The organism is Roseateles sp., assembly GCF_031397715.1.
GTDB lineage: Bacteria > Pseudomonadota > Gammaproteobacteria > Burkholderiales > Burkholderiaceae_C > Paucibacter_A.
The window spans coordinates 1-26917 of the sequence record NZ_JANNMI010000318.1; the positions used below are offsets into that span (position 1 = coordinate 1).

The following is a 26917-nucleotide window of genomic DNA, read 5'->3' on the forward strand; positions in this document are numbered from 1 at the left end:
CGGACGAACCCACGCGCATCGAGCAATTGGTGGACTGGGAACTGGTGCTGGCCGCCGACCATGTGCATTCCTCTCTTGGCGATCTGTCGGACAACAGCTGGCGCGCGGCGTTGCCGGCGCTGCTTGATGACTTTCAGCAACTGCTGCGCGACGCGCTGGATCTACTGCAGGAGCTGGGCGACGCAGATGAGCGCAGCGACCGGTCGCACTGGGACTTGCCGTCTATCAGCCCGCACCGACAAAACCGAGGTTTCCGCGATTGGGTGACGTTGATTGAGCTGCTGCGCGACGCATGGCTGGCAACGCTTGAAAGCGATTCGAAACGCGCCCACCGGATTGCACTGGCTTGGTTTGATCTACCGTATTCGACCTTCAAGCGACTGGCACTGTTTGCCGCCAGCCAGGACGGCTGTGTCGATTCCGAGCAGTGGAGCGAGCGGTTGGTTTTGAACGGCGCTTGGTGGCTGTGGTCCGAGGATACGCGGCGAGAAGCAATGCGACTTTTGGTGCTCCAAGGGGCGACGCTCGCGCCACTCGGTCGCTCACGGCTTGAGGCCGCGATTCTTGCCGGCCCGCCACGGCACATGTACCTCGATGACCTCGAACCCGCGCGGTGGCAGTCGCTGGTGGATCACTCAGTCTGGTTGCACCTTGCCAAACTGTGTGAAGGCAGCACCCAACTCGGAGATGCTGCGGCGCAGCGCCTCGCCGAGCTGTCAGCAGCACATCCCAATTGGCGACTGGCAATCAACCAACAGGATGAGTTTTCTGTTTGGATGAGTGGTACCGGCGACCCGGACTACGAAGCCAACCGTGATGTCGATATTGCGCCGCGCAAACGAAAGGAACTTGTCGCTTGGCTCAAGCAACCAGCGCCGGAGCGGCGACCGAACTATGAAGACACCTGGCGGGAGACTTGTCGCACGAGGTTCTTCCATTGTTTCTACGCCTTGCGTGACTTGGCCGAAGAAAATACCTGGCCACCTGAGCGCTGGCGAGTAGCCTTACAAGCCTGGAGCGAGGATGGCCAGGTGCTTCGGTCGTGGCGATTTGTGGCGCCGTTGGTTCAAACCATGCCCGACTCGGTTTTGCTGGAAATCGTCCGAGGTGTAACTTGGTGGATGAAGGCAGCTTCGAAATCGATAGAGCACCACGAAGCCATCTTGTTGGATCTTTGCAGTCGGGTGCTGGCATTGCCCGTAGCGCCAGGCACCGGTATTCGTGAGAACGGTGAACCCATCAATCAACCCGTCTCCGAAGCCATCAATCATCCGATTGGGCACGCCACGCAAGCGCTATTGAATCTATTCTTCAGCCGCGAGCCGACCGACAACCATTCCCTCCCGAGTGACATCGAGCCTTTCTTCAAGCAAATGTGCGATGTTGACGTGGAGGTTTACCGTCACGGGCGCGTGCTGCTGGCATCACATCTGATCGCTTTGTTCCGGGTAGACCGCTCCTGGACCGAAGCGCACCTTTTGCCCTTGTTCGACTGGGCTCGCAGCCCGGTTGAAGCCAAGGCAGCCTGGGAAGGTTTCCTTTGGTCTCCAAGGCTGTACCGCCCGCTTCTGAGTGCGTTCAAAACGCAATTCCTCGCCACCGCGCGTCACTACGAAGACCTTGGTAAGCACAGCGGGCAATTCGCTGCAATCCTGACCTACGCCGGCTTGGAACCCATTGACGGCTATTCGCCAGAGGACTTCCAAGCAGCCATTGGCGCGCTACCACAAGACGGTTTGAATGAAGTGGCACAAGCACTTTTGCAAGCCCTCGAAAGCGCCAGGGAACAACGGGAGGACTACTGGCGGAATCGAGTTCAGCCCTTCTGGCATCAAATCTGGCCGAAGTCCAGAAACCTTGCGTCAATCAGCATTGGGGTGTCAATGGCTCGGCTATGCATCGCCGCTGGCGGTGAGTTACCCGCAGCGCTATTGGCGGTTGCGGACTGGCTGCGGCCGATTGACCATCCGAACGACGTGGTGCGTCGACTACATGAAGCCGGTCTGTGTGAACGATTCCCTGATGCCGCACTGCGTTTGCTCGATTCAATCCTGATCGATCAGCCTTGGGCACCCCGAGAGCTAGGGCAATGCCTGAATGCCATCGCTCAAGTAATGCCTAGTTTGCGCTACGACCATCGACATCAGAGATTGACCGAGTACGCACGGCGGCACAGGCGGACGTGAGCCGCCCAGATGGCCCTCAATTGCGCCGGTTCGCCGTACACAACGCTGCGATTAGACGGCTTGCGGGCCGAAGAACCCTCAACTCTGCTTGAACGCCGGCTTGCGCTTGTTGATAAACGCGTCCATGCCCTCGCGCTGATCGTCGGTGCCGAACAGCGCGTGGAAGTAGCGCCGCTCCACGGCCACGCCGTCCTTCAGCGGGCCCTGGTAGGCCAGATTGACCAGCTCCTTGATCAGCATCACCGACGGGCCGCTGAAGCCGTTGATCTGTTCGGCAGCGGCCAGCGCCTCCTCCATCAGCTTGTCGGCCGCCACCACGCGTGACACCAGGCCTGCTGTTGCAGCCTCGGCCGCATCCATCATGCGGGCGGTCAGCAGCATGTCCATGGCCTTGCTCTTGCCCACCGCACGCGGTAGGCGCTGAGTGCCGCCGGCGCCGGGGATGATGCCCAGCTTGATCTCGGGCTGACCGAACTTGGCCGTGTCGGCGGCGATGATGAAGTCACACATCATCGCCAGCTCGCAGCCGCCGCCCAGCGCGAAGCCGGCCACCGCCGCGATCACCGGCTTGCGTATCTGCAAAATGGTTTCCCAGTTCTTCGAGATCAGGCCGCTTTTGAAGGCGCTGATGAAGGTGTGCGGCGCCATCGTCGGGATATCGGCGCCGGCCGCAAAAGCGCGTTCGGAGCCGGTCAGCACGATGCAGCCGACGCTGTCGTCGGCGTCGAACGCCAGCAAGGCCTGACCCAGCTCATCCATCAACTGGTCGTTGAGCGCGTTCAGCTGCTTGGGGCGGTTCAGCGTGATCAGGCCGGTCTTGCGCTCGCCTTCGCCGCGCAGCTCGGTGATGATGCATTCATAGCTCATGGGTTCTCCTTGGATGAATTGGGCTCAACTATAGGGGCGCCCTGTTGGTCGGCCTGTTGGTCGGCCTGTTGGGGTGGCGCGTTCAACATCAGGTCGATAAAAGTTTGTTCGTCTTGGCGGATGCGCAGGCGCACCGGCAGGTATTGCAGCGACGGCGCGATCCAGACCTCGGCGCTCAGGTCGCCGCTGCCGGCCGCTTTCGACGGTTTCAAGTGCCAGGTCTGCAGCGGGCCCATCGGAGTTTGCAACTCCTCCTGTCCCAGCACCTCGTAGCGCCACAGATATTGGCGCTTGGGCAGCACCAAGGGAATGTCAATCACATGGCCGGTGCGCAGCGGCTCGGCGCCGGTCAGGAACAGCCGGGTCAGCTGCACAAACTGGCTGGCCGCATCCTGCACGCCGGCCGGCACGGGCTCAACCCGACCGTTGGGCATGGTCACCCGGTCACCGTGAAACAGCAGCGTCGAGCGGCGGCGCTGGCTGAACATCACCCGCGTGTCTTCGTCATAGCGCTGCGGGTTGACGCCAGCCGGCGTCAGCCGCCCATCGCTGCTCATGCGGCGCGCAATCAAGGGCGCAAATCTCGGGCCTACGGCCACATCCAGATGCATCTGGTAGCGCTCACCCTGGCGTATCCACTCCACCTGGGCGCTGCCATGCACCTCGCCGCGGTAGTTGCCACTCAGCCGGTAGCTGAGCAGGGTTGAGGGCGGCCACTCGGGGCCGGACTCGGCCAGCATCGCGCTGGCGGCCGGCTCAGCTGGCAAGGGGCTGCTGAGCTCGGCCAGCTCAAGGGCGGCCTTCGTCGCTGCTGACACCGCAGCCGCCGGCTCTGCCGCGACGACCGCACTCGCGGCGTCCTCGACCGGCCGCACCACGGCCGCAGCCGGCTTGAGTTTGGGCGGCTGCGCCGGTGCGCGGCGCGGCGCAGGCGGCGTGGGAGCGCGCACCGCCGGGGCGGCCGCCTTCAGCTCACGCACATAGGCGACCACCAGGCGCGCCGGCATCGGTGCGGCGGCGCCGCTCCAGCCCTGGCGCAGGCGCTGCACGGCATCGCCCAGCCAGAGATGCGCCAGCAACACCGGCAGCAGCAAGACGGCCAGCCAAACGGCGCGCCTTCGGGTCGCCGCGGCCACAGGCTTTGCGATCAGCCCGCCAGCCATGCCTTGCGCAGACCCACGGCAGCGGGCGGCACTTTTTCAGCAAGGCTCATCAAGACCGGCTCGCTGCCGTCGACAGGGCCGGCGGCCGACATCTCCACATCCAGGCTCAACAGGCGCTGATCGCGCGCGACCAGGAAGCTCAGGCGCAGCGTGGTCGGCGCCAGGGTCAGCGCCGCGTCTTCAAGACGGCGCAGGCGCCAGCCATTGCAGGCCAGCAGCTCGTCGCCGGCACACAGGCCGCCGGCCAAGGCGGCCGACCCCTGCAGTACTTGCTTGACGATGGTGCTGGCGCATGAACCCGCGCCCGACTCGGTCACGCGCAGACCCAGCCTTTGCGCCAGGGTCGGCTTGTCAGCCCGCAGTTGCACCGCGAAGCGCTCGAACAGCTGCGGCAGCGGCAGATCGTCGGTGCCGTGCACCCATTGCTGGAACTGCTGCGCCAAGGCGCTGCCGCCCAGCTCGGTGATCACGGCCAACACGTCGGCTTCGCTGATGGCGCCGCGCGCGCCGGTGCGCAGGCCGGCATGGCTGCGCCGCCAAAGGCCGCGCATCAGCTCATCGAGGCTGCTGGGGGAAGCCGCGGCACCACGGAGGCTTAAATCCAGCGCCAGAGCCAGCAAAGCACCTTTGCCGTAATAGCTGATGGTGCTGTTGGGCGAGTTCTCGTCCGGCCGGTAGTACTTGATCCAGGTATCAAAACTGGACTGCGCCAGGCTTTGCACCTTGCGGCCCGGCGTGGCCAGCACGCCGTTGTAACTGGTGGCGAGCAGCTTCAAATAGCGCGCCTCGTCGATCAAGCCGCAGCGCAGCAGCATCAGCTCGTCGTAATAGCTGGTGAAGCCCTCAAAAAACCACAGCAGCTCGGTGTAGTTCTCCTGCGCATAGTCCAGCTCGGCAAAGTCCGCGGGCTTGAGCCGCTTGACATTCCAGCTGTGGAAATACTCATGGCTGATCAGGCCCAGCAAACGCACATAGCCGTCGCTGACTTCCACTTGCCCAAGCCGCGGCAGGTCGCGCCGCGGCGCAATCAGGGCGGTGCTGGCCCGGTGCTCCAGGCCGCCGTAGCCGTCCTCCACCGCATTCAAGAAGAATGTGTAGGCCTCGAAGGGCAAGGCGCTGTCGCGGCTGGTCGCCGGCCCATGCCAAAAGTCCAGCTGCGCCGCGCAGATGCGCTGCGCATCGGCCAGCAGCCGCTCAGCATCAAAGACCGGCAAGGCACCGCTGACGACGATTTTGTGCGGCAGGCCGCCGGCGCTGAACTGCCCGGTCCAGAACTGCCCGAGCTCGAAGGGGTGATCGACCAGCTCGTCGTAGTCGGCCGCCTGATAGCGCCCGTCGGGCGCTTGCGCCATAGCGGTGGCGACCTGCCAAGCCGGCGGCAGCTGCCCGAACTCAATGCTGTGAACTGCTTGTTCACGGCCATGCACGCGCAGGCATAGGCCTGTACCGTTGAAGAAACCACGACTGGCATCCAGAAACGCCGCCCGCACCGAGCTGTCAAAGGCATAGACCTGGTAGCTCAGCAGCAAGGGAATTTCGGGGCTGCAAGCGACCTGCCAGTTGGCCTTGTCGAGCTGCTCAAGCGCCAGGGCCTGGCCCGCTTGCTCTGCCTTGAGCCCGCTCAGGTGGCGGGCGAACTCACGCAGCAAATAGCTGCCGGGAATCCAGGCCGGCAGGCTGAACCGCTGCAGCGCAGCCGGCGCGGCAACGGTCAGCGTCAGCTTGAAGACATGGGTCTTGGGATCGGTCAGCTCGATCAAATATCGGACGTCACTCATCTCAAACCCTTTAGCTTCCTGCCGCGGCCAAAAAGCAGCACAGCGCCGCCACCGAACTGAGTCGGAAGCGCAAGGTCAACCAGGCTGCCGCACCCAGCGCGGGATAGAGGCGCCGGTCAACCAGATAACAAACGATCAGCATCACGCCGTGCAAGACCAGCCCGGCGTAGGCCGGCATCACCAGCGCGATCCAGGCTCCCAAGGACGGCAAGACGCCCCAGACAAAGGGCTGCGCCGAGGTGTGAGGCGAGCGAAAGCCCAGCCCCCAATAAATGCCACCCAAGAATGAAAGAATCAGCGCGGCATAAGCCGACAAGGCGAAGCTGATCCAGGCGTGAGCTTCGGCATTGCGCCCACCCACCAGCCAAACCAGCAAAGCGCCCAACACAAAGGGCAACAAGCCGAGATGGCCCAGCCGCAAAGCCAAGGCGTTCGGGGGCAGTGGCGCAAGCGCATTGGCGGCAAAAGGCATGCGGTCAAATTCCGTAGCAATAGAGTTGTGGGCCTGGCTCAATGAAAAGGCCCCGAATCAAATGAAGGACGAATGCGGGGGCGGGCGTCAGGACTTGCCGACGCTCTGCAGGCGTTTTTCCAACTGCTCAGCGCTGATGGCGCCGGGAGCGCGGCTGCCGTCTTCAAAAATGATCGCCGGCGTACCGCTGACATGGCTGCGTTTGGACAAAGCCAAATTGCGTTCAATCGCGCCGTCATCACAAGTACTGCTGACCTTGGCCGGGGCCTTGCCCTCCAGCATCCAAGCCTGCCAACTGGCGGTGGCGTCCTTGGCGCACCAGATCGCGCGCGACTTTTCTGGCGAATCACCGCCCAGAATCGGCACCAAGAAGGTGTAAACCGTCAGGTCTTTGACGTCTTGCAGCGAGCGCTCGAAGCGTTTGCAATACCCACAGTTCGGATCGGCAAAGACGGCGATGCGGCGCTTGCCATTGCCCGACTTCCACACCACGGCGTCCTTCAAGGGCAGGCTGGCAAAGTCCACCGTCTGCAACTTGGCGACCCGCTCCTCGGTCAGGTTCTTGCGCGTGCGCAGGTCGATCAACTCACCTTCCATCAGATAGGTGCCGGTGGCATCGGTGTAACGGATTTCGTTGCCGATGCGGATCTCCCACAGGCCCGGCATGGGGCTGGGCCTGACCTCCTCGACCTTGGGCAGGCCGGCCAGGCGCTCGGTCAGGTTTTTGCGGATGACCGCTTCGTTGGCCTGGGCCAACAGGGGCAGGCACAGCCCTAGAGCGGTGGCGATGGTGGTCGATTTCAACATCTTCATGGTGTGCGGAACTCAGCTAACAATGAAACTCAAAGACCCAAGGCGCGCGCGGTCAACCAGCGCTTCAAGGGGGGGACAGCATTCAAGGCGCTCAAGCCTTTGTTGCGCAACTCACGCAGCGGCATCGCTTCACTGGCGAATATTTTCAGCAAACCATCGGTCAACTCGCCCATGGCCCAATTGGGCGCCAGCCGCGCCCGCGCAAAGCGGCGCAACAGGCGCTCATCGCCGGCCGAACGCCAGGCTTCTTTGCCGGCCAACACCGCCGCCAACGCGGCCACGTCGGCCAAGCCAAGATTGAGCCCCTGACCGGCCAGGGGGTGAACCAAATGCGCGGCATCGCCCAGCAGGACCCAGCCCGGCCCTTGCACCGGTTCGGCCCTGGCCAAGGCCAAGGGCCAGCTTGAGCGGCCGCTGGCCAGACTCAAGGTTCCGGCGGCACCGCCACTGGCGGCATTCAGCGCGGCTTCAAATTCGGCCGGCGCTGCGGCCAGCAAATCCAGCGCTTGTTGCTCAGGCAGCGACCAGACCAAGCCGTAAGACGCGCCGACGCCGGGCTTGTCGATGGGCAACAAGGCCAGCACATCGGGTGACCTGAACCATTGGCGGGCGACGCCCTGATGGGCGGTATCGGCGCTCAAGCGCGCAGCGATCGCCCGGTGACCATAGGCATGCGACTCGAAGCGCACACCCAAGTCGGCGCGTTGCTGCGAGGCGCGGCCTTCGCACAAGGCCACCAAGTCGGCCGGCACCGCGGCATCAACCACCTGAATATGCGGCGAAAACCGCAGCGCCGCTGCCAGCTGCTGCTCCAAAGCACCGGCATCGACGATGAAAGCCAGCTCGGACACACCTTGCTGCCAAGCGGAAAATTCCAGCAGCGCGCCGGCTTGGTCGCCGCTGACCTTGATGTCATAGACCGGGCTGATCGCGTCAGCGGGCAATGAATCCCAGACCTTGAGCTCACGCAGCAAACGCACCGAAGCCGCGTTCAGGGCATAGCTGCGCACGTCCTCGCGCTGGACTGCGCTGGCCTCGGCGTTGCCCAGCAAAGCGACGCGCGTGCCCTGCGCAGCCAGAGCCAGCGCCAAGCTGCGGCCGACGCAACCGTCGCCGCGAACCAAGACCTCATATTTTTGCATTCGGCCATTGTAGGCAAGGCGCCGAAAGGCCTCAGACGGGGGCTCTATCGGGGTGCGTCTAAAATCACGCCCTTGCGTTCCCCGCACCACACCCAGAAAGCCCTCCATGAGCCTCAAATGCGGCATCGTGGGCCTGCCCAATGTTGGCAAGTCCACCCTTTTCAATGCGCTGACCAAGGCCGGCATCGCCGCCGAGAACTACCCCTTCTGCACGATTGAGCCGAATGTGGGCGTGGTCGAGCTGCCCGATCCGCGTCTTAGCGCGCTAGCCGAGATCGTCAAGCCCGAGCGCGTGCTGCCGGCCGTGGTCGAGTTCGTGGACATCGCCGGCCTGGTCGCCGGCGCGTCCAAGGGCGAAGGTCTGGGCAATAAGTTCCTCTCGCACATCCGCGAGACCGACGCCATCGTCAACGTCGTGCGCTGCTTCGAGGACGGCAACGTCATCCACGTCAGCGGCCGCATCGACCCGATCTCCGATATCGAGGTGATACAGACCGAGCTCTGCTTGGCCGATATGGGCACGGTCGAGAAAAGCCTGCACCGCTACAACAAGATAGCGCGCGCCGGCGACAAGGACGCGATCGCCTTGGTCAAGGTGCTGGAGAAATGCGAAGCGGCCTTGAACGAGGCCAAGCCGGTGCGCGGCATTGACTTCAGCAAGGAAGAGCTGGTGCTGCTCAAGCCGCTGTGCCTGATCACCGCCAAGCCGGCGATGTTTGTCGCCAACGTCGCCGAAGACGGGTTTGAGAACAACCCCTTTCTGGACCGCCTGACCGAATACGCGACGGCGCAGAGCGCGCCGGTGGTAGCGATTTGTGCCAAGACCGAAGCCGAGCTGTCCGAGATGTCGGATGAGGACCGGACGATGTTCCTGGCCGAGATGGGCCAGGATGAACCGGGCCTGAACCGCTTGATCCGCGCCGGCTTCGACCTCTTGGGCCTGCAGACCTACTTCACCGCCGGCGTCAAGGAAGTGCGCGCCTGGACCATCCACAAGGGCGACACCGGCCCGCAAGCGGCCGGCGTGATCCACACCGATTTTGAGCGCGGCTACATCCGCGCCCAGACCATCGCCTATGAAGACTTCATCACCTACAAGGGTGAGCAAGGTTGCAAGGACGCCGGCAAGATGCGCGCCGAGGGCAAGGACTATGTGGTCAAGGACGGCGACGTGTTGAACTTCTTGTTCAACGTCTGATTCGAAAGAAAATGGGCGCTGGGAGTCGCCTGATCCGCCGATTCAACCGCGGCAAACGTCGCAAAATGCCGGGGCCGCTGCTTGATGACAAGCTCGCGGCCTTCCCGCAACGCATCGCTAGCCTGTTCAACCCATGAGCTCAAACGCACTGGTTTCAAATTCCGGCCCAAGCTCCGGCTCCACGGCCATGTATGCCTCGGACCAAGCCAGACCTGATTCAAAGCAGTTTCTGACCTTCCATGTCGGCGCCGAGGAATATGGCATTGACATCCTGCGGGTGCAGGAGATCCGCTCCTATGAGCCGCCGACCCGGGTCGCCAATGCGCCGCACTTCGTCAAGGGCGTGGTCAATCTACGCGGCGTCATCGTGCCCATCGTCGACCTGCGCCTGCGTCTGGGACAGAACGGCGAATACAACGCCTTCACCGTGGTGATCATCTTGAACGTGTGCCAACGCGTGGTGGGCATCGTCGTCGATGCCGTCTCCGACGTGCTGGAGCTCAGTGCCGCCCAGATCAAGGCCCGCCCCGAGGTGGCCGCAGCGCTGGACGCGCGCTTCATCACCGGCCTGGGCAAGATCGCCGAGCGGATGCTGATCTTGCTGGATATCGAGGCCATGGTGGCCAGCCCCGACTTCGGTTTGATGGACTGAAACGCCATCAAAATCCCTGCAAGTTAGTGGGCGCACTCGCAGCACGTCAATGTCTGCGATGGGCAGCATCAAAACCTCTGGACTTTTAGCACTCCTCCTGCTGGAGTGCTAGGATTGCGACTGTCAACCCCATAAGGTTTGCTTTGCGAAAGAAGATGATGACAATCTCTAACCCTGCAGCTTTGACGGTACGCGACCCTTGGTCGTTAGTGCCCTCGTTGGGCAATCTGGATGCCTACATCTCCGCTATCAACCGCCTGCCCCTGCTGACGGCCGAAGAAGAAAGCTCGGCGGCCCGCCGCCTGCGCGACAGCGGCGACGTCGAGGCCGCCGGTAAGTTGGTGCTGTCCCATCTGCGCCTGGTGGTATCCATTTCGCGCCAGTACATGGGCTATGGCCTGCCGCAAGGTGATTTGATCCAAGAAGGCAATGTCGGCCTGATGAAGGCCGTCAAGCGCTACGACCCCGACCAAGGCGTGCGCTTGGTCAGCTATGCGATGCACTGGATCAAGGCCGAAATCCACGAATACGTGCTGCGCAACTGGCGCATGGTCAAGGTCGCCACCACCAAGGCGCAACGCAAGCTGTTCTTCAATCTGCGCTCGATGAAGCACAGCATGAAGGAAGAGCAGGCGGACGATATGAGCCACCGCAATAGCCTGACCGAGGCGCAGCTGGATCATGTGGCGACGACGCTGAATGTGAAGCGCGAGGAAGTGCTGGAGATGGAGACCCGCATGTCGGGCGGCGACGTGGCGCTGGAGCCGCAAACGGACGACGACGGCGAAAGCTATGCGCCCATCGCCTACCTAGCCGACGAAAGCCAAGAGCCAACCCGCGTGCTGGAAACGCAAGCCCGCAACGCCCTGGCCAGCGACGGCATCACGCAGGCGCTGGAAGCGCTGGACGAGCGCAGCCGGCGCATCGTGCAGGAGCGCTGGTTAAACGTCAATGACGACAACAGCGGCGGCATGACACTGCACGAGCTGGCGGCCGAATATGGCGTCAGCGCGGAGCGGATTCGCCAGATCGAAGTGGCCGCGATGAAGAAGATGCGCAAGGCATTGACACCGGCCTGAGCGAGATCAGACAAAAAAAAGCCCCAGGCATTCGCGCTGGGGCTTTTTTTTGGCAACAGTGAGAACTTCAGTTCTTTTCGGCCAATAGCAATTTGATGTCGTTCGCCAAGGCCGGCGCGCCCGAGCCGTAGCGCGAGAACACACGCACGCGGCCCTGGGTGTCGAAGATGAAGCTGGCGGCGGTGTGATCCATGGTGTAGCTCTCCGGCGTCTTGCCGGGCACTTTGGCGAAATAGATCTTGAACTCCTTGGCCAGGGCCTTGGTCTGCTCCTCGCTGCCGCGCAAGGCCACAAAGCTGGGATCAAAGCTGGCCACATAGGCCTTCAACAAAGCAGCGGTATCGCGCTCGGGGTCGACCGTGACGAAGATGCCCTGCACCCGCTCGCCGTCGGCGCCCAGCGAACGCTTGACCTCGGCCAATTCGGCCAGCGTGGTCGGGCAAACGTCCGGGCATTGGGTGTAGCCGAAAAACACCACCGGGATCTTGCCCTTGAAGTCGGCGAGGCTGCGGCTGCGGCCATCCTGATCCGTCAGATTGAGGCTGCGGGCGTACTCGGCGCCGGTCAGATCGATGCCCTGGAAGGCGGACTTGGCCTTGCCTCCGAGCTGGTCACAGGCCGTCAAGCTCAGCGCCAACAGCGTCACCAGGCCCAATGAGCGGCTCAGGTCGCGAAGTGTTTTCATCATGATTCAGGTCGTCCAGGGCAGCAAATAGTGATCAATCAACAATGCCGCGAACAGCAGCGACAAATGCCAGATCGAGAAGCGGAAGGTGGCGCGCGCCAACTCGTCGGAATACTCGCGCCAGAGTTTCCAAGCATAGGTACAAAAGCCCAGGCCCAACAGCGTCGCGCTGACCAGATAAATCCAGCCGCTCATGCCGGTCAGATAGGGCAGCAACGTCGCGGCCAGCAAGACCCAGGTGTAGAGGAAAATCTGCAAGCGGGTGTATTCGGCACCATGCGTGACCGGCAACATCGGCAGGCCGGCTTTGCGGTATTCCTCGGTGCGGTAAAGCGCCAGAGCCCAGAAATGCGGCGGCGTCCACAAAAAGATGATCAGGCACAAGAGCATCGCCTCGGGCCCGACATCGCCGCGCAGCGCGGCCCAGCCCAAGACCGGCGGCATCGCCCCCGAAGCGCCACCGATGACGATGTTCTGCGGCGTCATCGGCTTCAGGATCACGGTGTAGATGACCGCATAGCCGATGAAGGTGGCGAAGGTCAGCCACATCGTCAGCGGGTTGACCAAGAACCACAGAATAGCCATGCCCAGGCCGCACAAAACGGCCGAGAAACTCAGCGCCTGCAGCCGACTCAGCTCGCCGCGGGCGGTGGCGCGCCAGGCGGTGCGCTTCATCTTGGCGTCAATTTGCTGCTCGACCAGGCAATTGAAGGCAGCGGCGGCGCCAGCCACCAACCAGATGCCGGCGGTCGCCGCCAGGATCACCCCCCATTCGGCCGTTGAGGGCAGGCCCGGAATGGACAGCGCCATGCCGATGACCGCGCAAAAAACGATCAGCTGAACCACCCGCGGCTTGGTCAATTGGTAGTACTGCTGCCAAGTTGAACTTGGGCGGGGCGCGGCGGTGACAGGAGTTGATGAAGCCATAGAAACAAAAAGTTCGTTAAATTATTGAGCTTGATGCTGGCGCGCCAACAACGTCGTCAGCAGCATCAGCAAGGCGGCCGCGCCACCGGTATGCGCCAGGGCGGCCAGCAGCGGCCAGTCCAACACGACATTGGACACACCGCTGAGGAATTGCCAAGCTGCCACCAGCAAGAGGCGGTGCGCCCAATGACGAGCTTGGTGGTCGCCATGGCGGCAGAGCCGCCAAGCAAACAACAGCAAGGCGCTGAACACGACCAGAGCACCGACTCTATGCGTCCAATGTATCGCCGTCAGCGCGGCGAACGGCAGCCAACCGCCGTCGGCGCCGACGCCGAGTTCGCGCCAGATCGTGAAGCCATGGCCAAAGTCCAGCTCGGGCAGCCATTGGCCGTTCTGGCATTGCGGAAAGTCAGAGCAAGCCAGCACCGCGTAGTTGGTGCTGACCCAACCGCCCAGCGCCACCTGGATCAAGCTGAGCAACAGCAAGGCCAGCGTCGCCCGGCGCAAGCTGCCCCCGAGCGCCAGCGGCTTGGGGCTATAGCCCTGCGTTGCCCAGGCCAGCAGCATCAACAGCCCCATGCCGCCCAGCAGATGCAGGGTCACGATGGCCGGAAACAACTTCATCGTCACCGTCAAGGCCCCGAACGCGCCCTGCAGGCAGACCCAGAGCAAGGTGAAGCTGGCCAACCAGGGCTTGACCGCAGTGTTTGTTGCGGCATTTTTCGCGTTGCGCCAGCTCATCACGCACAGCACCAGGATCAAGACGCCGACGCCGCTGGCCAGGTAGCGATGCACCATCTCGACCCAGGCCTTGCCATGAGTGACCGGACCGCTCGGCATCGCCGATTGCGCAGCATGGATTTCGTCCCGCGCTCCCAGCGGCGAAGCGCTGCCGTAGCAGCCCGGCCAATCAGGGCAGCCCAAGCCCGAATCGCTCAGGCGGGTGAAGGCACCAAACAGCACCAGATCAAAGGTCAGGAACAGCGTCAGCAGGGTCAGCGCACGCAGCTTGGCCTGGGGACTGGCGCCGGCCGTGCGCAGGCGCAGCCACAGCAAAGGGGCACCGGCCAGCAGCGCACCCAGCGCGGCCAGTTGCCACAGCGGCGTGAAGTCGAACGCGGCACCCATGGTCATCAGCGCCCGGCCTTGTCCCAACCCGCATTGGCTTTGAGCAGGCGGTTCAAATCGGCCTTGATCTTGCCCGGAATGGGCGCGGCCGGCGACCTCAGCATCCAACGCCCCATCGGGTCGATCACGAACAAATGGTCGCGCAGCGCACCGCCCTCGGCCGGCTTCAGCCAGGCCTCCAGCTCGGCCCTCGGCGCACGCAACACCGTCACCGCCACGCCTTGCGCCAGCGCCTGCTGCAGCGCCGGGCTCAACGGCACCTCGTCAGCCAGCAGCAGTAGCTTGTCGACCTTGTCGCGCTCCTTGCCCAGCATCTCGCGCAACTGGCGCTGCATGAAGAGCTGCTTTTCGCAGGCCTCGTCACAGTCACCCCCCTGCACCAGAGTCAGCAGCCATTGGCCCTTCAGCGTCTCGGTTGCCACCGCCTTACCGTTCAAATCATGCAGGGTCAGCTGAGCCGGTAGATCGACGGTCGGAGCGATCAGCTCGCCATAGGCCTGGCCGCGCGGCTGAATCACATAGAAGGTGAAGTACGAGGCCAGCACCGGCGCCGCGCAGGCGGCCACCACCAGCAGCATGCGCAGCCGGCCGCTGTGGGTGCGTTGCTGCTGGGCGACCATTGCTTGTGGGTCAGGCAGAGCGTGAACCGTCATGGCGATGGGCTCGGCGCCCGAGTCAAACAGACTTGGCTTGCTTGCGGAGACGGATTGTTTGGAACCAGACATAGAGACCCAGAATTAACGCTGACAACGAAAACCATTGAAATGCATACCCATAATGCTTGTGCAGGCCCGCATCGGGCGCTGCCCAAGCCCGCAACAAGCCGTCGGCCACTTCGCCACCCTGCTGCAGCACGGTGACGGGCAAGAACGGCCGGCCGACTTCGCGCTCGAGGTCCTGCAGGTCGAGATTTTGCCGGATCACCCCAGACGCCGCCGGCGCAAACTCATAGACCTTGGACGGCGCCGCGATCAGCCGGCCACTCAGAGTCACCAAACCGGTCGGCGTCGGCACCGGTTGTAGCCGGCTGCGATCGCCGGCGTCGCGCGGCGACCAGCCGCGCTGCACCAGCACCAGCTCGGGTCGCCCCTCCAGCTGCAGCGGCGTCAGCACATAAAAGCCGCTGCGTCCTGCCATGGGTCGGTTGTCCAGAAATACCGTCTTGTCGGCCAACCAGTGGCCCGTCAACTGCACACGACGGTGCAGCTGCGCACCGCTTAATTCAGCCGTTTGCAACGGCGGCATAGCGCCATTCGCCAGCACGGCCGCCTGCAGCGTTTCCTTTTGAGCCGCGCGGTCCAACTGCCAAAACCCCAGGCGGGCGGTCAAACCGGCCGCCGCCAAGGTCAGGAGAAACAAGACAACGGCACGCGTAGACGGCTTCATTTGCCGCCACTCAGCGGATAATCGGCAACCATGAAAACAGTTTTCTTGTTCGCCTTCATCGGCATCCTCGGCGCGTTGGCCGCTGCCGGCCTGTTCATGCTCAAAAACAGCAGTGGCGCCGACAAAAGCCAACGCGGGCCCAAAATGGCGCGCGCGCTGGCGCTGCGTGTTGGCCTTTCGGTGGCTTTGTTCTTGTTCATCTTGATCAGCTATTTACTCGGCTGGATCGAACCCACCGGCTTGCCGCTGCGTCAATAAGCGCCGGCTCGCAAAAAGGAAAAAGCGCCGCGAACTGCGGCGCTTTTTCTTGGCCGGGCGAACCCCCAGGTCCGCCGCACGGTCACATCCAGTAAACGACGACGTACAGGCCCAACCAAACCACGTCGACAAAGTGCCAGTACCAAGCCGCACCTTCAAAGCCGAAGTGACGGTCTTTGGTGAAGTGGCCCTTTTGCAGGCGCAGCGTGATGAACAACAGCATCAGCATGCCGACGAACACATGGAAACCGTGGAAGCCGGTCAACATGAAGAAGGTCGAACCAAACACGCCCGAGGTCAGCTTCAGGTTCAGGTCGGCATAGGCATGCGCGTACTCATAACCCTGCACGAACAAGAAGGTAATGCCCAACAGCACCGTCACCCACATAAAGCCAATCGTCTTGGCGCGGTTGCCGGCGATCAAGGCATGGTGAGCGATGGTCAGCGTCACACCCGAGGTCAGCAGCAAGGCGGTGTTGATGGTGGGCAACCAAAACGGGCCCATGGTGCTGAAGGGCTCGACCGTGCCGGCCGGCGAAGCTGTCGCTCCGGCCGCGGCGCTGGGCCACAAGGCCTTGAAATCCGGCCAGAGCAGCGAATTTTCCAGGCTACCGAGCGAGGGTACCGACTGCACGCGGGCCCAGTACAAGGCACCGAAGAAAGCCGCAAAGAACATCACCTCGGAGAAGATGAACCAACCCATGCTCCAGCGGAACGACAAATCGATGCGGTCACTGTATTGACCACTTTCGCTTTCGCGAATCGCTTCACCAAACCACTGCGTCAGCACGACCGCGAACCACAGCAGGCCAAAGCCCAGCGAGTAAGCACCCCACTGATGGTCATTGATCCACTGGCCCGCACCCAGGGCCACAAAGAACAGGCCGATGGCGGCCATGACCGGGTGCCTCGATGGGCCCGGTACAAAGTAATAAGGGGCCTTGCCCGTGGTGGTCACTGCCGACATAACTCTTCTCCTCGAACTAATTTCAGTCCTGATAACGCTTGATCGAATTCAGGTGGCAGCGATGCCGCTGCCAATCACCCACTGGACCAGCATCACCAACACCAACACGAATAAAACAGCCCCGATGATCCCGGCAATGATCACATGCACCGGATTCAGCTGGGCGACATCTTTCTCATAATCAGCGCCGCGCCGCACGCCAAAAAATGACCAGGCCACCGCCTTCATCGTTTGCACAAACGACAAGGGCCGCGCCACGGCTTCTTTCAAATCTTCACCCGCCTTCATGAGGCCGACCGCTTCAACGACGGTGCCGCCACCTGCGCCGCCGCGGTCTTTTTCACACCCTTGCCGGCCACCTCAAAAAAGGTATACGACAAGGTGATGGTCTTGACGTCTTTGGGTAGCTTGGGATCAATCACAAACACCACCGGCCAACGCTTGGACTCGCCCGGCTGCAGCGTGTATTCATTGAAGCAAAAACACTCCAACTTGTTGAAATGCGCGGTCGCTTGCTTAGGCGCATAACTTGGAATCGCCTGCGCCACCATCGCCCGCGTCTGCACATTGCGAAACTCATACATCACCGTCGTCAATTCACCCGGGTGCACGGTCAGGTACTTGGTCGCCGGGCTGAACTCCCAGGGTCCGCGCGAATTCGCGTCGAACTCGATCACGATGCTGCGGCTGTAATCGATCTGGGTGTTCTTGACATCCTCGGCCCGCAGTGCATGTTGCCCCCCGGACAAGGACAACACATTGATGCCCAGCGCCGTGCAAATGACGCGGTACATCGGCACCAGCGCATAGCCAAAGCCGAACATCAAGGCCGTCACCACGACGAGTTTGCCCACCAAGTGCAGGTTATCCCTGCGCAAGGCGGTGGCAAATGTCCAGCGATCGTTGTTCATGCGGGCCGCCTCAGAAACCAAACAGCAGGATCTTGCTGACGAAACCAACGCCAAACACAATCGCAACGCTGAGCAAAATCAGCGCCAAGCGCCGATTGCTCTTTTCTTGTTCAGGCGTCATGGACATGTTTGATCAAGCAATGATCTTGGTGGCCGCAGCATTCAGCTTCGGCGGTGTTTCAAAGGTATGGAACGGCGCCGGCGACGGCACTTCCCACTCCAAACCTTCGGCACCTTCCCATGGCTGCTGCGGGGCCTTCTCGCCCTTGCCGCGCATCATCGGGATGACCACGAACAAGAAGAACCAGACCTGCATCAGACCGAAGCCAAAGGCGCCCACCGAAGCGATCGCATTGAAATCGGCGAACTGCAAAGCGTAGTCGGCATAGCGACGCGGCATACCGGCCAGACCCAAGAAATGCATCGGGAAGAAGGTGATGTTGAACGTGATCAGCGAGCCCCAGAAGTGGAACTTGCCCTTCCACTCGGGATACATCACGCCGGTCCACTTCGGGGCCCAGTAGTAGTAGCCGGCGAACATGCCGAACAGCGAGCCCGCCACCAACACATAGTGGAAATGCGCCACCACGTAGTAGGTGTCTTGGACCTGGATGTCGATCGGTGCCATCGCCAGGATCAGGCCGGTGAAGCCGCCCATCGTGAAGACAAAGATAAAGCCCACCGCCCACAACATCGGCGCCTCAAACGTCATCGAACCGCGCCACATCGTGGCCAGCCAGTTGAAAATCTTCACACCGGTCGGCACCGCGATCAGCATGGTCGCGTACATGAAGAAGAGCTGACCCGTCACCGGCATGCCGGTGGCGAACATGTGGTGTGCCCAGACGATGAAGGACAGGATCGCGATCGAAGCGGTCGCATAGACCATCGACGCATAGCCGAACAAGCGCTTGCGGGCGAAGGCCGGCACGATCTGGCTGACGATGCCGAAGGCCGGCAAGATCATGATGTAGACCTCGGGGTGGCCGAAGAACCAGAAGATGTGTTGATACATCACCGGGTCGCCGCCGCCGGCCGGGTTGAAGAAGGACGTACCGAAGTGACGGTCGGTCAGCGTCATCGTGATGGCACCGGCCAAGACCGGCATCACGGCGATCAGCAAGTAGGCGGTGATCAGCCAGGTCCAGCAGAACATCGGCATCTTCATCAGCGTCATGCCGGGGGCGCGCATGTTCAAAATCGTCACAACGATATTGATCGAACCCATGATGGACGAGGCGCCCATGATGTGCATGGCAAAAATGCCCGCATCCATCGAAGGGCCCATCTGCAGGGTCAGCGGCGCATACAGCGTCCAGCCGGCCGCCGGCGCGCCGCCGGGCAGGAAGAAAGAGCCGACCAGCAACAAAGCGGCCGGAATCAACAGCCAGAAGCTGAAGTTATTCATGCGCGCGAAGGCCATGTCACCGGCGCCGATTTGCAGTGGAATCATCCAGTTAGCAAAACCGACGAAGGCCGGCATGATGGCGCCGAACACCATGATCAGGCCGTGCATGGTGGTGAACTGGTTGAACAGCTCGGGGTTGAAGAACTGCAGACCCGGCTGGAACAACTCGGCGCGTATGCACAGCGCCAAGATGCCGCCGACCATCAGCATAGTGAACGAGAACAACAGGTACAGCGTACCGATGTCTTTGTGGTTGGTGGCGAACACCCAGCGACGCCAGCCCGAGGGGGCGTGGTGATCGTGGTGGTCGTGAACGTCGTGACCGTGATGATCAAGCACTGCACTCATATGGTTTCCTTATTCGATGCTTGTTTGACGCTCAGACGCTTACTTGCGCGCGGCCAGGACTTCGGCCGGCTGCACCATCTGCCCGGTCTTGTTTGACCAGCTGTTCTTGGTGTAGGTGATCACAGCGGCCAATTCGGTGTCGCTGAGCTGCTTCCAAGACGGCATCGTGCCTTGATTCTGGCCATTCAACAGCACGGCGATTTGCTTGAGCTTGTCATCACTGAGCACCACCGCAGCGCCGTCCAGCGGTTTGATCGGACCGGCGCCCGTGCCATTGGCCTTGTGGCAGGCGGCGCAATTGGTGTTGTAGACCTTCTCGCCGCGAGCGACCAAGGCAGTCAGCTCCCAGACCTTACTCGGATCGTCAGCCTTGGCGGCCAGAATCTTCTTCTGCTCTGTCACCCATTGCGTGTAGGCCTCGGCCGAAACTACCTTCACATGGATGGGCATATAGGCATGCTCCTTGCCGCACAACTCGGCGCATTGGCCGTAGAAGTCACCTTCTTTTTCGGCCTTGAACCAGGTGTCGCGCACAAAGCCGGGAATCGCATCTTGCTTGACGCCGAAGGCCGGCACCATCCAGGCGTGAATCACGTCATTGGCGGTGGTGATGATGCGGATTTTTTTGTTAACGGGCACGACCAGCGGATGGTCAACGCGGAACAAATAATCGTCGCCTTCGGGCTTGCCGGAGTCCGACATTTCGCGCTGACCGGCGTCCAGTGCGGAGATGAAACCAATGCCTTCGCCCTCGCCCTTCAGGTAGACATAACCCCATTCCCACTGGTAGCCGGTCGCCTTGATGGTGACATCGGCGTTGGTGGTGTCCTTCATGGCGACCACGACCTTGGTGGCCGGCAAGGCCATCAAAATCACGATCACGAACGGGACCACCGTCCAAGCGATCTCGACCCCAACGCTCTCGTGGAAGTTCGCAGCCACCGCTCCCTTGGACTTGCGGTGTTTGAAGATCGAATAGAACATCACGCCGAACACGGCGATGAAGATCAGCACGCAGATGACCATCATGAAGTTGTGCAACCACATTTGGTCGGCAGCGATCCTGGTCACCGGCGGGTGCAGGTTGAGCTGATTGACGGCCGGGCCGCCTGGCAGATCATTCACCGCCAATGCCACTTGCGTCGCCAGCGTCGCACCTGCTGCAAGCGCCAATTGCCCCATTTGCCCCAACCGGCGCGCAGCCTGATGCACTCGTGCGTTCATCATTTTCATGGTCGTCACTCTTGTTTCCAATTCAATTCTGGGAACCCGCAGGTTTCAAATGCTCGCAGATTTCAACTGACTCCTTTGAGCCAGCTCAAACCTGCAGGCAAGTCCTGACCCTAGACTCCTGGGCCAAATGCTGACTAACTCAGGATTTTAGCCTACCGTCATCACCGCTCTGTGGTCTTTGCGGCACGTCAGGCGCCGGATCTTCGCACCATCGCGCGCATTTCTTCCAGCGACAGCGTGGTTTCAGCGCTGACACGAATTTTGGGCTTGGGTTTGAAGGCATGGCCATAGACCATTTCAAGACTCAGCCTCAAGCGGCCATCGGCAGCGCGCAAGGCCTCCAACTCGTTCAACAGTTTTGCTCGCCATGCTCGACTGCGACAGCCCTTGAAACGCTCAGGCGAAAGATTGCCGCCGAGAGCTCGCAAGTCCTTCAACAAGGCCTCACCGTCACCCCAAGTCAATCCGATACGCTCTTGATCCATCACCGGGTCGGCGAAGCCGGCGCCGACCATGGCGTCGCCAATATCGTGCATGTCCCACCATTGCGGCGCGGTCTTGCCCCAGCCCATGCGCTCAAAGATTGGTCGCAACTCAACAAAACTGTCGGGCCCCAAGCAAGAAAACATCACAAAGCCATCCACCGCCAGCGCGCCATGCCAAGCGGCCAAAACAGCCGGCAAATCCGCATTGGCATGCAGGCACATATTGGCCCAGACAAGCTCCGCCTGGCCTGCCGCCACGCTGCCCGGCGCGCCAATCTGCGTGCCCGCGCCACCGCCCAAGGCCCGCCACCACGCGCGCTTGTGCGCGGCTTGACTGCGCGCCAGCAACTCGGGACTGAGCTCGACACAGCGCTGTTCGGCCTGCGGATATTGAGTCGCCAACAAAGCATCGGCGGCACCCAGAAATGCCGACCACTGCAGCACTCGGCGCGGCTTCAGCTTGATGATGGGCAGACGCTCGGCCATGCGCGCTGCCACTTCGACGTGCAGCCAAGGCGGGGTCTGAGCGCCCGCCAGTCGGCGCGTCTGGCGAGTTAGCGCCACGGCATCCACTTCGCGCGGATCGGCGGCTTCGTATTTAGGGGGGGGTGACGAGGTGAGCATTCGTCACAAGTATATTGAAGCCATGTCCGAACGAACCCTGGCGCCCCATAGACCCAATGCCGTGGAACGGGTATTGATGCGTTGTCCGGGCCAATGTGCGGTCTGCCGTGCCTGGTGCACGCAACATGTCTGTGGCGAGTGCCTTTTGCGTTATGCCAGGCCAGCACCACGTTGTTGGACCTGTGCGGCCCGCTTGCCCGCGGCCCTGACTGGGCGCCGCGAGGCCAAATGCGGCGCCTGCCTACGCACCCCCCCGCCGCTGGACCGCACCATAGCGGCGCTCGATTACGGTTTCCCCTGGGACGGCCTGCTGCAGCATTACAAGTTCCATCAAGCCATAGAGTTACGTGAAACCCTGCTGGAGCGCCTCAACCAGGCCCTCAACATCGCCGACGCCATGGCCCCGGATTGGTTGCTGCCCGTTCCGCTCACGCAAGCCCGGCTACGAGAGCGCGGCTACAACCAGAGCTATGAGCTGGCGCGCACCTTGGCCCGGCATCGCAAGCTGGCCTGCGATCCGGACTTGCTGCTGCGGGTTCGCAACAGCGGCAGCCAAGCGCAACTGCCGCTGCGTGAGCGCGCCGCCAATGTGCGCCGCGCTTTTGCCGTCAACCCAACCCGTACGGCGGAACTGCGCGGCAGCCATGTGGTCTTGCTCGATGATGTAATGACCAGCGGCGCAACGCTGTTCGAAATTGCCGGCGTGTTGCGCAGCGCCGGCGCGACCCATGTGCAAGCCTGGGTGGTGGCACGAACGCCCGATCCGGCCGATGGCTGAAATACCCTTAAAACAAGCAAAAGACCCCATGTTCCATATCGTGCTGGTGCAGCCAGAGATTCCGCCGAACACCGGCAACATCATTCGTTTGGCCGCCAATACCGGCTGCAGCTTGCATCTGATCGAACCGCTGGGCTTTCTGATGGAAGACCGCCTGCTGCAGCGGGCCGGTCTCGACTATCACGAGTACACCGCCGTGCACCGCCACGCCAGTTGGCCCGCTTTCATGGCCAAGCAACAGCCGCCGGCCGAGCGCATGTTTGCCTTCACCACCAAGGGCAGCCGGCCGTTTTCGCAAGTGCAATGGCAGGCCGGCGACTACCTTGTGTTTGGCTCAGAGACGGCAGGTCTGCCACCCGAGGTGCGCGAGCAGTTTGACAGCGCGCAGCGCGTCAGGCTGCCCATGCTGCCGGATCAACGCAGCCTCAATTTGAGCAATAGCGTGGCGGTGGCGGTGTTTGAAGCCTGGCGGCAAAACGGCTACGCAGGCGGCGTCTGAGCTTCAGTGCTCAGCCTTGGCTTGCCGGCCCATCAACAGGTCGACCGCTGCCGCCGGGCTGAGGCGGCCATCCAGCACCTGCACCACCGCCTCGGTGATGGGCATCTCCACACCCTTCAGCCGCGCGCGGGCCAACACCGTCGGGGCGCTGTAAACGCCCTCGGCCACATGGCCCAGCTGATGCAAAATTTTCTCCAGCGGCAAGCCCTCGGCCAAGAGCAGGCCGACGCGCCGATTGCGTGACAGGTCGCCGGTCGCCGTCAACACCAGGTCACCCATGCCGGACAGACCCATGAAGGTCTCAGCGCGCGCACCCAGCGCCAGCCCCAGGCGCAGCATCTCGGCCAAACCCCGCGTGATCAAGGCGGCGCGCGCATTCAAGCCGGGCGCGTCGGCGCCGGCCGCACTCAAACCAATTCGCTCGGCCCGCAGACGCAGGCCATCGGCCGTGCCCACCGCGATGGCCATCACGTTCTTGACCGCGCCGCCAACCTCCACGCCGACCGGGTCCAGCGAGGTGTAGACGCGCAAGCGGTCGCTGTGAAAGGCGGTCACGGCGGCCTGAGCCAACTCCGCGTCTTCGCTCGCCGCGACCAGCGCCGTCGGCTGACCTGCCGCCACCTCTTGCGCAAAGCTCGGGCCTGACAAGATGCCCACACGCAGGCGCGGCTGCACCTCGCGCGCGATCTCATGCCCCAGCAAGCCGGTGCCGGCCTCAAAGCCCTTGCATAGCCACAGCACCCGGGCGCCGTCGGGCAGGCCGGTCAGCATGCTGCGCAGCGCCGCCATCGGTGTGGCCACGACGATCAGGCCATCCGCTTGCGTCGCATGCGCCACGGCCGCGGCCAAATCGGACGAAAGCGCCAAGCTCGCGGGCAGAACCGCCTCGGGCAGATACTGGCTGTTGCGCGCCGACGCTCGCATCACCGCGACCGCGGCCGCATCGCGCGCCCACAGCATCACCTCGTGACGAGCGCTGGCCTGTATGGCCAAAGCCGTGCCCCATGCGCCGGCACCCAAAACGCTGATTTTCATAGTCTTGCCCGACAAAAAAGTACGCGCCCCGGCTGCCAGCAGCAGCGTGGGGCGCGTTGCATATGGAACCTGCTTAGTTCAGCGTCGGCGAGGCAGCGGCTTCGCGCTGCGCTTGCTGTGCTTCGAACATGGCCTGGAAGTTGACTTCCGTCAGCAGCACCGGAGGGAAGCCGGCGCGGGTGCAGACGTCCGACACGATGGCACGCAGATAGGGGTAAATCATCTGTGGGCAGACGATGCCCAAGATGCCCTCGACCTGCTCTTGCGGCACATTGCGGATCTCGAAAATACCCGCCTGCTTGGCTTCGATCAGGAACAGCGTGCGCTCGCCCACCTTGGTGGTGACGGTGCCGGTCACGCAGACCTCGAACACGCCTTCGGCCACCGGTTCGGCGGACAGGGCCAGGTTGATATCAACCTGCGGCTGGGTTTGCTCCAACAGGATTTGCGGTGCGTTGGGCTGCTCCAGCGACAAATCCTTCAGATACATGCGCTGAATCTGGAACACGGGTGCGTTGCTGGGGATGTTGTTCTCTTCGGACATGGTTTCTTTCAATGAGGTGTGAGGCCCGGCAAACATGACCGCGGGCAGCGCTTGCGATTATCACCTAGCGTTTATGACGATTTGGCGGGGGCTTCCCCCCTCTTGAAATCAGGCAGCTTGCAACAAGGCCTGCAGGCCGCCGCGCTGATCCAGCGCAATCAATTCGTCGCAACCACCGACATGGGTGTCGCCGATAAAGATCTGCGGCACCGTCCGCCGGCCGGTCAAGGCCACCATCGCATCCCGCTCGGCCGGATTCAAATCGATCCGCACTTCAACGATCTGCCCAACGCCGCGTTGCTTCAGCAAGGCCTTGGCCCGCACGCAATATGGGCAGACTTGGGTCGTGTACATCTTGACGGTTTGCATTCAAATTCCTAGTTAGAGCTCTTTTGACGAAAACGCTTCGCGCTTTCGCCGAAAGAACACATACAGCTCTTTTGACGAAATCGCTTCGCGCTTTCGCCGAAAGAACGCTTAAGCGTTCTTTTCAATCGGCAGGTTGGCTTCGCGCCAGCCATTCAGGCCGCCGGCCAGCGCCTGTGCATTTGCGTACCCCAGCTTGCGCAGCGTTGCTACCGCGCGTTGTGACCTAGCACCGCTCTTGCACAACACCACCAAGGGCAAGGCCTTGTTGGAAGGCAGGGACTTGTGACCCTCCAGCGCATCCAACGGGATGTTGCGGGCACCGGCCACGTGAGCGGCAGCAAACTCGGCGGGCTCGCAAACGTCAATCAGCACCGCCTTTTCGCGGTTCATCAGGCGCACCGCTTCGGCCGGGGACAGCGCCGTGCCTTGGCTGCTATTGACCAAAGTGGGCCACAGCAGCAAGCCGCCGGAGGTCAAGGCGGCCAGGACAAGAATCCAGTTATCAAGCAGGAAGTTCAATGGGGGAGTCCGGTTATTGAAGAGGAACGAAAAGCGCCAGAAGGGCGAAAAGCCGTGATTATAGAAAAAGGCCCGTCGGCATGCCGGCGGGCCTTTCTATTTGACCTTGAACGCTCGGGTTTAACGCGTCAAAGCTTGAAGGTGGCCACCGCTGTTTGCAGCGCCTGCGCTTGGCTCTCCAGGCTGCTGGCTGCCGCCGCCGCCTGCTCCACCAGTGCCGCATTTTGTTGCGTCATTTGATCCAGCTGCGTGATCGATTGATTGACCAGGCCGATGCCTTGACTCTGCTCGCCGGTGGCGGCCGTGACCTCGCCGATGATGTCCGACACCCGCTGCACGCTGGCGACGATCTCGTTCATGGTGCTGCCGGCATCCTTCACCAGACGGCTGCCGGTCTCGACCCGGTCGACGCTGGCGCCGATCAGCGCCTTGATCTCCTTGGCCGCTTCGGCCGAACGTTGCGCCAGCGAACGCACCTCGCTCGCCACCACCGCGAAACCACGCCCCTGCTCACCGGCACGCGCGGCCTCAACCGCCGCATTCAAGGCCAGGATATTGGTCTGGAAGGCGATGCCGTCGATCACGCCGATGATGTCGCTGATCTTTTTGGAGCTGGTGTTGATCTCGTCCATGGTCGTGACCACTTGGCTGACCACCTCGCCGCCTTTGCGCGCCACCGTGGCGGCCGAACCCGCCAGCTGATTGGCCTGTGCGGCCGCTTCGGCACTCTGGCGCACGGTGTCGGTCAGCGTTTGCATATTGCTGGAGGTTTGCTCCAGCGAGGTCGCCTGCTTCTCGGTGCGCATCGACAAATCATGATTGCCGACCGCGATCTCCCTGGACGCAACCGACATCGAATCGGTGCCGGAGCGCACATTCGAGACGATACCGGCCAAGCCTTGCGAGACATCGCGCACGGCCGCCAGCAAGCTTTCATCCGCCCCCTGCGCCACCACGATGGACTGAGAGAGATCGCCGGAGGCGATCAACCGCATCACATCGCGGGCATATTCGGGCTCGCCGCCCAACTGCCGCCAGACGCTGCCAATCACCATGAAGGAGCCCAGGCCGAGCGCCGCCACCACCACCAAGCCGCTGATCAAAATAGCCATCAGACTGGCCGAAACGCCAGCGTCCGCACTCTTCAGACCATTGTCAAAACCGTCGCTGGCCTCGCGCCTGGCCTTGGCCACCTCGGCCTCAAAAACCTTCAGCGACGCCTGCATCTTCGGAATCGCGCCGGCCTGATCGCCTTGCTTGATGCCCAAAAACAGCTGTGCAGTTTCAACCGAGGCCGCCAAGTAGGCCTCGAACGCGGTTTTCAGCTTGCCGGCTGTTTCGCTCTTGCCCTCAATGCGCGCGATCGAATCCAGCAGTTTGCGTATAGCCGTGGCCCGCTCATTGGCCTCATCAAGACGTTTCTTCTCACCCTCGGCCACGGCGCTTTGTATCGTCGCCCCCAA

29 protein-coding genes and 1 pseudogene are annotated in these 26917 nt (G+C 62.3%); 7 read left to right on the forward strand and 23 right to left on the reverse strand.

What is annotated here, in order from left to right; all coding sequences use genetic code 11:
- Window positions 1–2186: pseudogene (locus RMO57_RS13780) on the forward strand (hypothetical protein); the annotation flags it as partial.
- 78 nt (window positions 2187–2264) lie between these two features.
- Here RMO57_RS13780 and RMO57_RS13785 read toward each other — a convergent pair.
- The 6 genes from RMO57_RS13785 to RMO57_RS13810 form a co-directional block, all read right to left on the reverse strand.
- Window positions 2265–3053: an enoyl-CoA hydratase gene (locus tag RMO57_RS13785; protein ID WP_310387510.1), complete on the reverse strand. Its 789-nt coding sequence runs from the start codon at window positions 3051–3053 to the stop codon at window positions 2265–2267.
- Window positions 3050–4189: a DUF3108 domain-containing protein gene (locus tag RMO57_RS13790; RefSeq protein WP_310387512.1), complete on the reverse strand. Its 1140-nt coding sequence runs from the start codon at window positions 4187–4189 to the stop codon at window positions 3050–3052. Before RMO57_RS13790 ends, RMO57_RS13785 begins: the two co-directional genes overlap by 4 nt.
- A gap of 11 nt (window positions 4190–4200) precedes the next feature.
- Complete coding sequence (locus RMO57_RS13795) at window positions 4201–5994, reverse strand: M61 family metallopeptidase (RefSeq protein ID WP_310387514.1); 1794 nt, start codon at window positions 5992–5994, stop codon at window positions 4201–4203.
- 10 nt (window positions 5995–6004) lie between these two features.
- Window positions 6005–6466 carry a DUF3429 domain-containing protein gene (locus RMO57_RS13800; protein WP_310387516.1) on the reverse strand — a complete coding sequence of 154 codons (462 nt, stop codon included), beginning with the start codon at window positions 6464–6466 and terminating at the stop codon, window positions 6005–6007.
- 87 nt (window positions 6467–6553) lie between these two features.
- Complete coding sequence (locus RMO57_RS13805) at window positions 6554–7279, reverse strand: DsbC family protein (RefSeq protein WP_310387518.1); 726 nt, start codon at window positions 7277–7279, stop codon at window positions 6554–6556.
- 29 nt (window positions 7280–7308) lie between these two features.
- On the reverse strand, window positions 7309–8421 hold the full coding sequence (locus RMO57_RS13810; RefSeq protein ID WP_310387519.1) for an FAD-dependent monooxygenase: 1113 nt from the start codon (window positions 8419–8421) through the stop codon (window positions 7309–7311).
- Between the two features lie 106 nt (window positions 8422–8527).
- On the opposite strand from RMO57_RS13810, the gene ychF reads away from it, so the two are divergent.
- The 3 genes from ychF (at window position 8528) to rpoH (ending at window position 11350) form a co-directional block, all read left to right on the forward strand.
- Window positions 8528–9619, forward strand: coding sequence for a redox-regulated ATPase YchF (gene ychF, locus RMO57_RS13815; RefSeq protein WP_310387520.1), 1092 nt, complete (start codon window positions 8528–8530; stop codon window positions 9617–9619).
- Between the two features lie 187 nt (window positions 9620–9806).
- Window positions 9807–10271: a chemotaxis protein CheW gene (locus RMO57_RS13820; protein ID WP_310387569.1), complete on the forward strand. Its 465-nt coding sequence runs from the start codon at window positions 9807–9809 to the stop codon at window positions 10269–10271.
- Window positions 10272–10426: 155 nt separating this feature from the next.
- Window positions 10427–11350, forward strand: coding sequence for an RNA polymerase sigma factor RpoH (gene rpoH / locus RMO57_RS13825; protein ID WP_310387521.1), 924 nt, complete (start codon window positions 10427–10429; stop codon window positions 11348–11350).
- A gap of 67 nt (window positions 11351–11417) precedes the next feature.
- On the opposite strand, the gene RMO57_RS13830 is transcribed toward rpoH, so the two are convergent.
- The 5 genes from RMO57_RS13830 to RMO57_RS13850 are packed head-to-tail and all read right to left on the reverse strand — an operon-like array spanning window position 11418 to window position 15476.
- A complete protein-coding gene (locus RMO57_RS13830) occupies window positions 11418–12035 on the reverse strand; it encodes an SCO family protein (protein ID WP_414896429.1) in 618 nt (205 codons plus the stop codon).
- A 6-nt stretch (window positions 12036–12041) separates the two neighbouring features.
- Entirely contained in the window at window positions 12042–12962 is a 921-nt protein-coding gene (gene cyoE, locus RMO57_RS13835; protein WP_310387525.1) for a heme o synthase, read from the reverse strand.
- 21 nt (window positions 12963–12983) lie between these two features.
- Window positions 12984–14096 (reverse strand): COX15/CtaA family protein, encoded by a 1113-nt coding sequence (locus tag RMO57_RS13840; protein ID WP_310387528.1) that lies wholly within the window; start codon window positions 14094–14096, stop codon window positions 12984–12986.
- Window positions 14096–14743, reverse strand: coding sequence for a hypothetical protein (locus RMO57_RS13845; protein ID WP_310387530.1), 648 nt, complete (start codon window positions 14741–14743; stop codon window positions 14096–14098). The genes RMO57_RS13840 and RMO57_RS13845 overlap by 1 nt, the downstream gene beginning before the upstream one ends.
- A 22-nt stretch (window positions 14744–14765) precedes the next feature.
- Window positions 14766–15476, reverse strand: coding sequence for an SURF1 family protein (locus RMO57_RS13850; protein WP_310387532.1), 711 nt, complete (start codon window positions 15474–15476; stop codon window positions 14766–14768).
- A 30-nt stretch (window positions 15477–15506) separates the two neighbouring features.
- Here RMO57_RS13850 and RMO57_RS13855 point away from each other — a divergent pair, with 30 nt between their 5' ends.
- Complete coding sequence (locus RMO57_RS13855; protein WP_310387534.1) at window positions 15507–15734, forward strand: DUF2909 domain-containing protein; 228 nt, start codon at window positions 15507–15509, stop codon at window positions 15732–15734.
- A gap of 82 nt (window positions 15735–15816) precedes the next feature.
- On the opposite strand, the gene RMO57_RS13860 is transcribed toward RMO57_RS13855, so the two are convergent.
- The 7 genes from RMO57_RS13860 to RMO57_RS13890 form a co-directional block, all read right to left on the reverse strand.
- On the reverse strand, window positions 15817–16701 hold the full coding sequence (locus tag RMO57_RS13860; protein ID WP_310387536.1) for a cytochrome c oxidase subunit 3: 885 nt from the start codon (window positions 16699–16701) through the stop codon (window positions 15817–15819).
- 48 nt (window positions 16702–16749) lie between these two features.
- Window positions 16750–16989 (reverse strand): DUF2970 domain-containing protein, encoded by a 240-nt coding sequence (locus RMO57_RS13865; protein WP_310387538.1) that lies wholly within the window; start codon window positions 16987–16989, stop codon window positions 16750–16752.
- Window positions 16986–17612, reverse strand: a complete 627-nt coding sequence (locus RMO57_RS13870; RefSeq protein WP_310387540.1) for a cytochrome c oxidase assembly protein — start codon at window positions 17610–17612, stop codon at window positions 16986–16988. The genes RMO57_RS13865 and RMO57_RS13870 overlap by 4 nt, the downstream gene beginning before the upstream one ends.
- Window positions 17613–17622: 10 nt before the next feature.
- Window positions 17623–17733 carry a cytochrome oxidase small assembly protein gene (locus RMO57_RS13875; RefSeq protein ID WP_310387541.1) on the reverse strand — a complete coding sequence of 37 codons (111 nt, stop codon included), beginning with the start codon at window positions 17731–17733 and terminating at the stop codon, window positions 17623–17625.
- Window positions 17734–17745: 12 nt separating this feature from the next.
- Window positions 17746–19368, reverse strand: coding sequence for a cytochrome c oxidase subunit I (gene ctaD, locus RMO57_RS13880; RefSeq protein ID WP_310387544.1), 1623 nt, complete (start codon window positions 19366–19368; stop codon window positions 17746–17748).
- 39 nt (window positions 19369–19407) lie between these two features.
- On the reverse strand, window positions 19408–20595 hold the full coding sequence (coxB, locus tag RMO57_RS13885) for a cytochrome c oxidase subunit II (RefSeq protein WP_310387545.1): 1188 nt from the start codon (window positions 20593–20595) through the stop codon (window positions 19408–19410).
- Window positions 20596–20789: 194 nt separating this feature from the next.
- Window positions 20790–21710 carry a biotin synthase gene (locus RMO57_RS13890; RefSeq protein ID WP_310387553.1) on the reverse strand — a complete coding sequence of 307 codons (921 nt, stop codon included), beginning with the start codon at window positions 21708–21710 and terminating at the stop codon, window positions 20790–20792.
- 22 nt (window positions 21711–21732) lie between these two features.
- On the opposite strand from RMO57_RS13890, the gene RMO57_RS13895 reads away from it, so the two are divergent.
- Both RMO57_RS13895 and trmL read left to right on the forward strand, forming a co-directional pair.
- A complete protein-coding gene (locus RMO57_RS13895; protein ID WP_310387555.1) occupies window positions 21733–22488 on the forward strand; it encodes a ComF family protein in 756 nt (251 codons plus the stop codon).
- Window positions 22489–22516: 28 nt separating this feature from the next.
- On the forward strand, window positions 22517–22987 hold the full coding sequence (gene trmL / locus RMO57_RS13900) for a tRNA (uridine(34)/cytosine(34)/5-carboxymethylaminomethyluridine(34)-2'-O)-methyltransferase TrmL (protein WP_310387557.1): 471 nt from the start codon (window positions 22517–22519) through the stop codon (window positions 22985–22987).
- A 3-nt stretch (window positions 22988–22990) separates the two neighbouring features.
- On the opposite strand, the gene RMO57_RS13905 is transcribed toward trmL, so the two are convergent.
- The 5 genes from RMO57_RS13905 to RMO57_RS13925 form a co-directional block, all read right to left on the reverse strand.
- Window positions 22991–24022: an NAD(P)H-dependent glycerol-3-phosphate dehydrogenase gene (locus RMO57_RS13905; protein ID WP_310387559.1), complete on the reverse strand. Its 1032-nt coding sequence runs from the start codon at window positions 24020–24022 to the stop codon at window positions 22991–22993.
- Window positions 24023–24095: 73 nt separating this feature from the next.
- Complete coding sequence (secB, locus tag RMO57_RS13910) at window positions 24096–24566, reverse strand: protein-export chaperone SecB (protein WP_263533976.1); 471 nt, start codon at window positions 24564–24566, stop codon at window positions 24096–24098.
- Between the two features lie 108 nt (window positions 24567–24674).
- On the reverse strand, window positions 24675–24935 hold the full coding sequence (gene grxC, locus RMO57_RS13915) for a glutaredoxin 3 (protein ID WP_310387563.1): 261 nt from the start codon (window positions 24933–24935) through the stop codon (window positions 24675–24677).
- Between the two features lie 108 nt (window positions 24936–25043).
- On the reverse strand, window positions 25044–25454 hold the full coding sequence (locus RMO57_RS13920; RefSeq protein ID WP_310387565.1) for a rhodanese-like domain-containing protein: 411 nt from the start codon (window positions 25452–25454) through the stop codon (window positions 25044–25046).
- A gap of 128 nt (window positions 25455–25582) precedes the next feature.
- Window positions 25583–26917, reverse strand: a 1335-nt coding sequence (locus RMO57_RS13925; RefSeq protein WP_310387567.1) for a methyl-accepting chemotaxis protein, incomplete at its 5' end; no start/stop codon positions are given.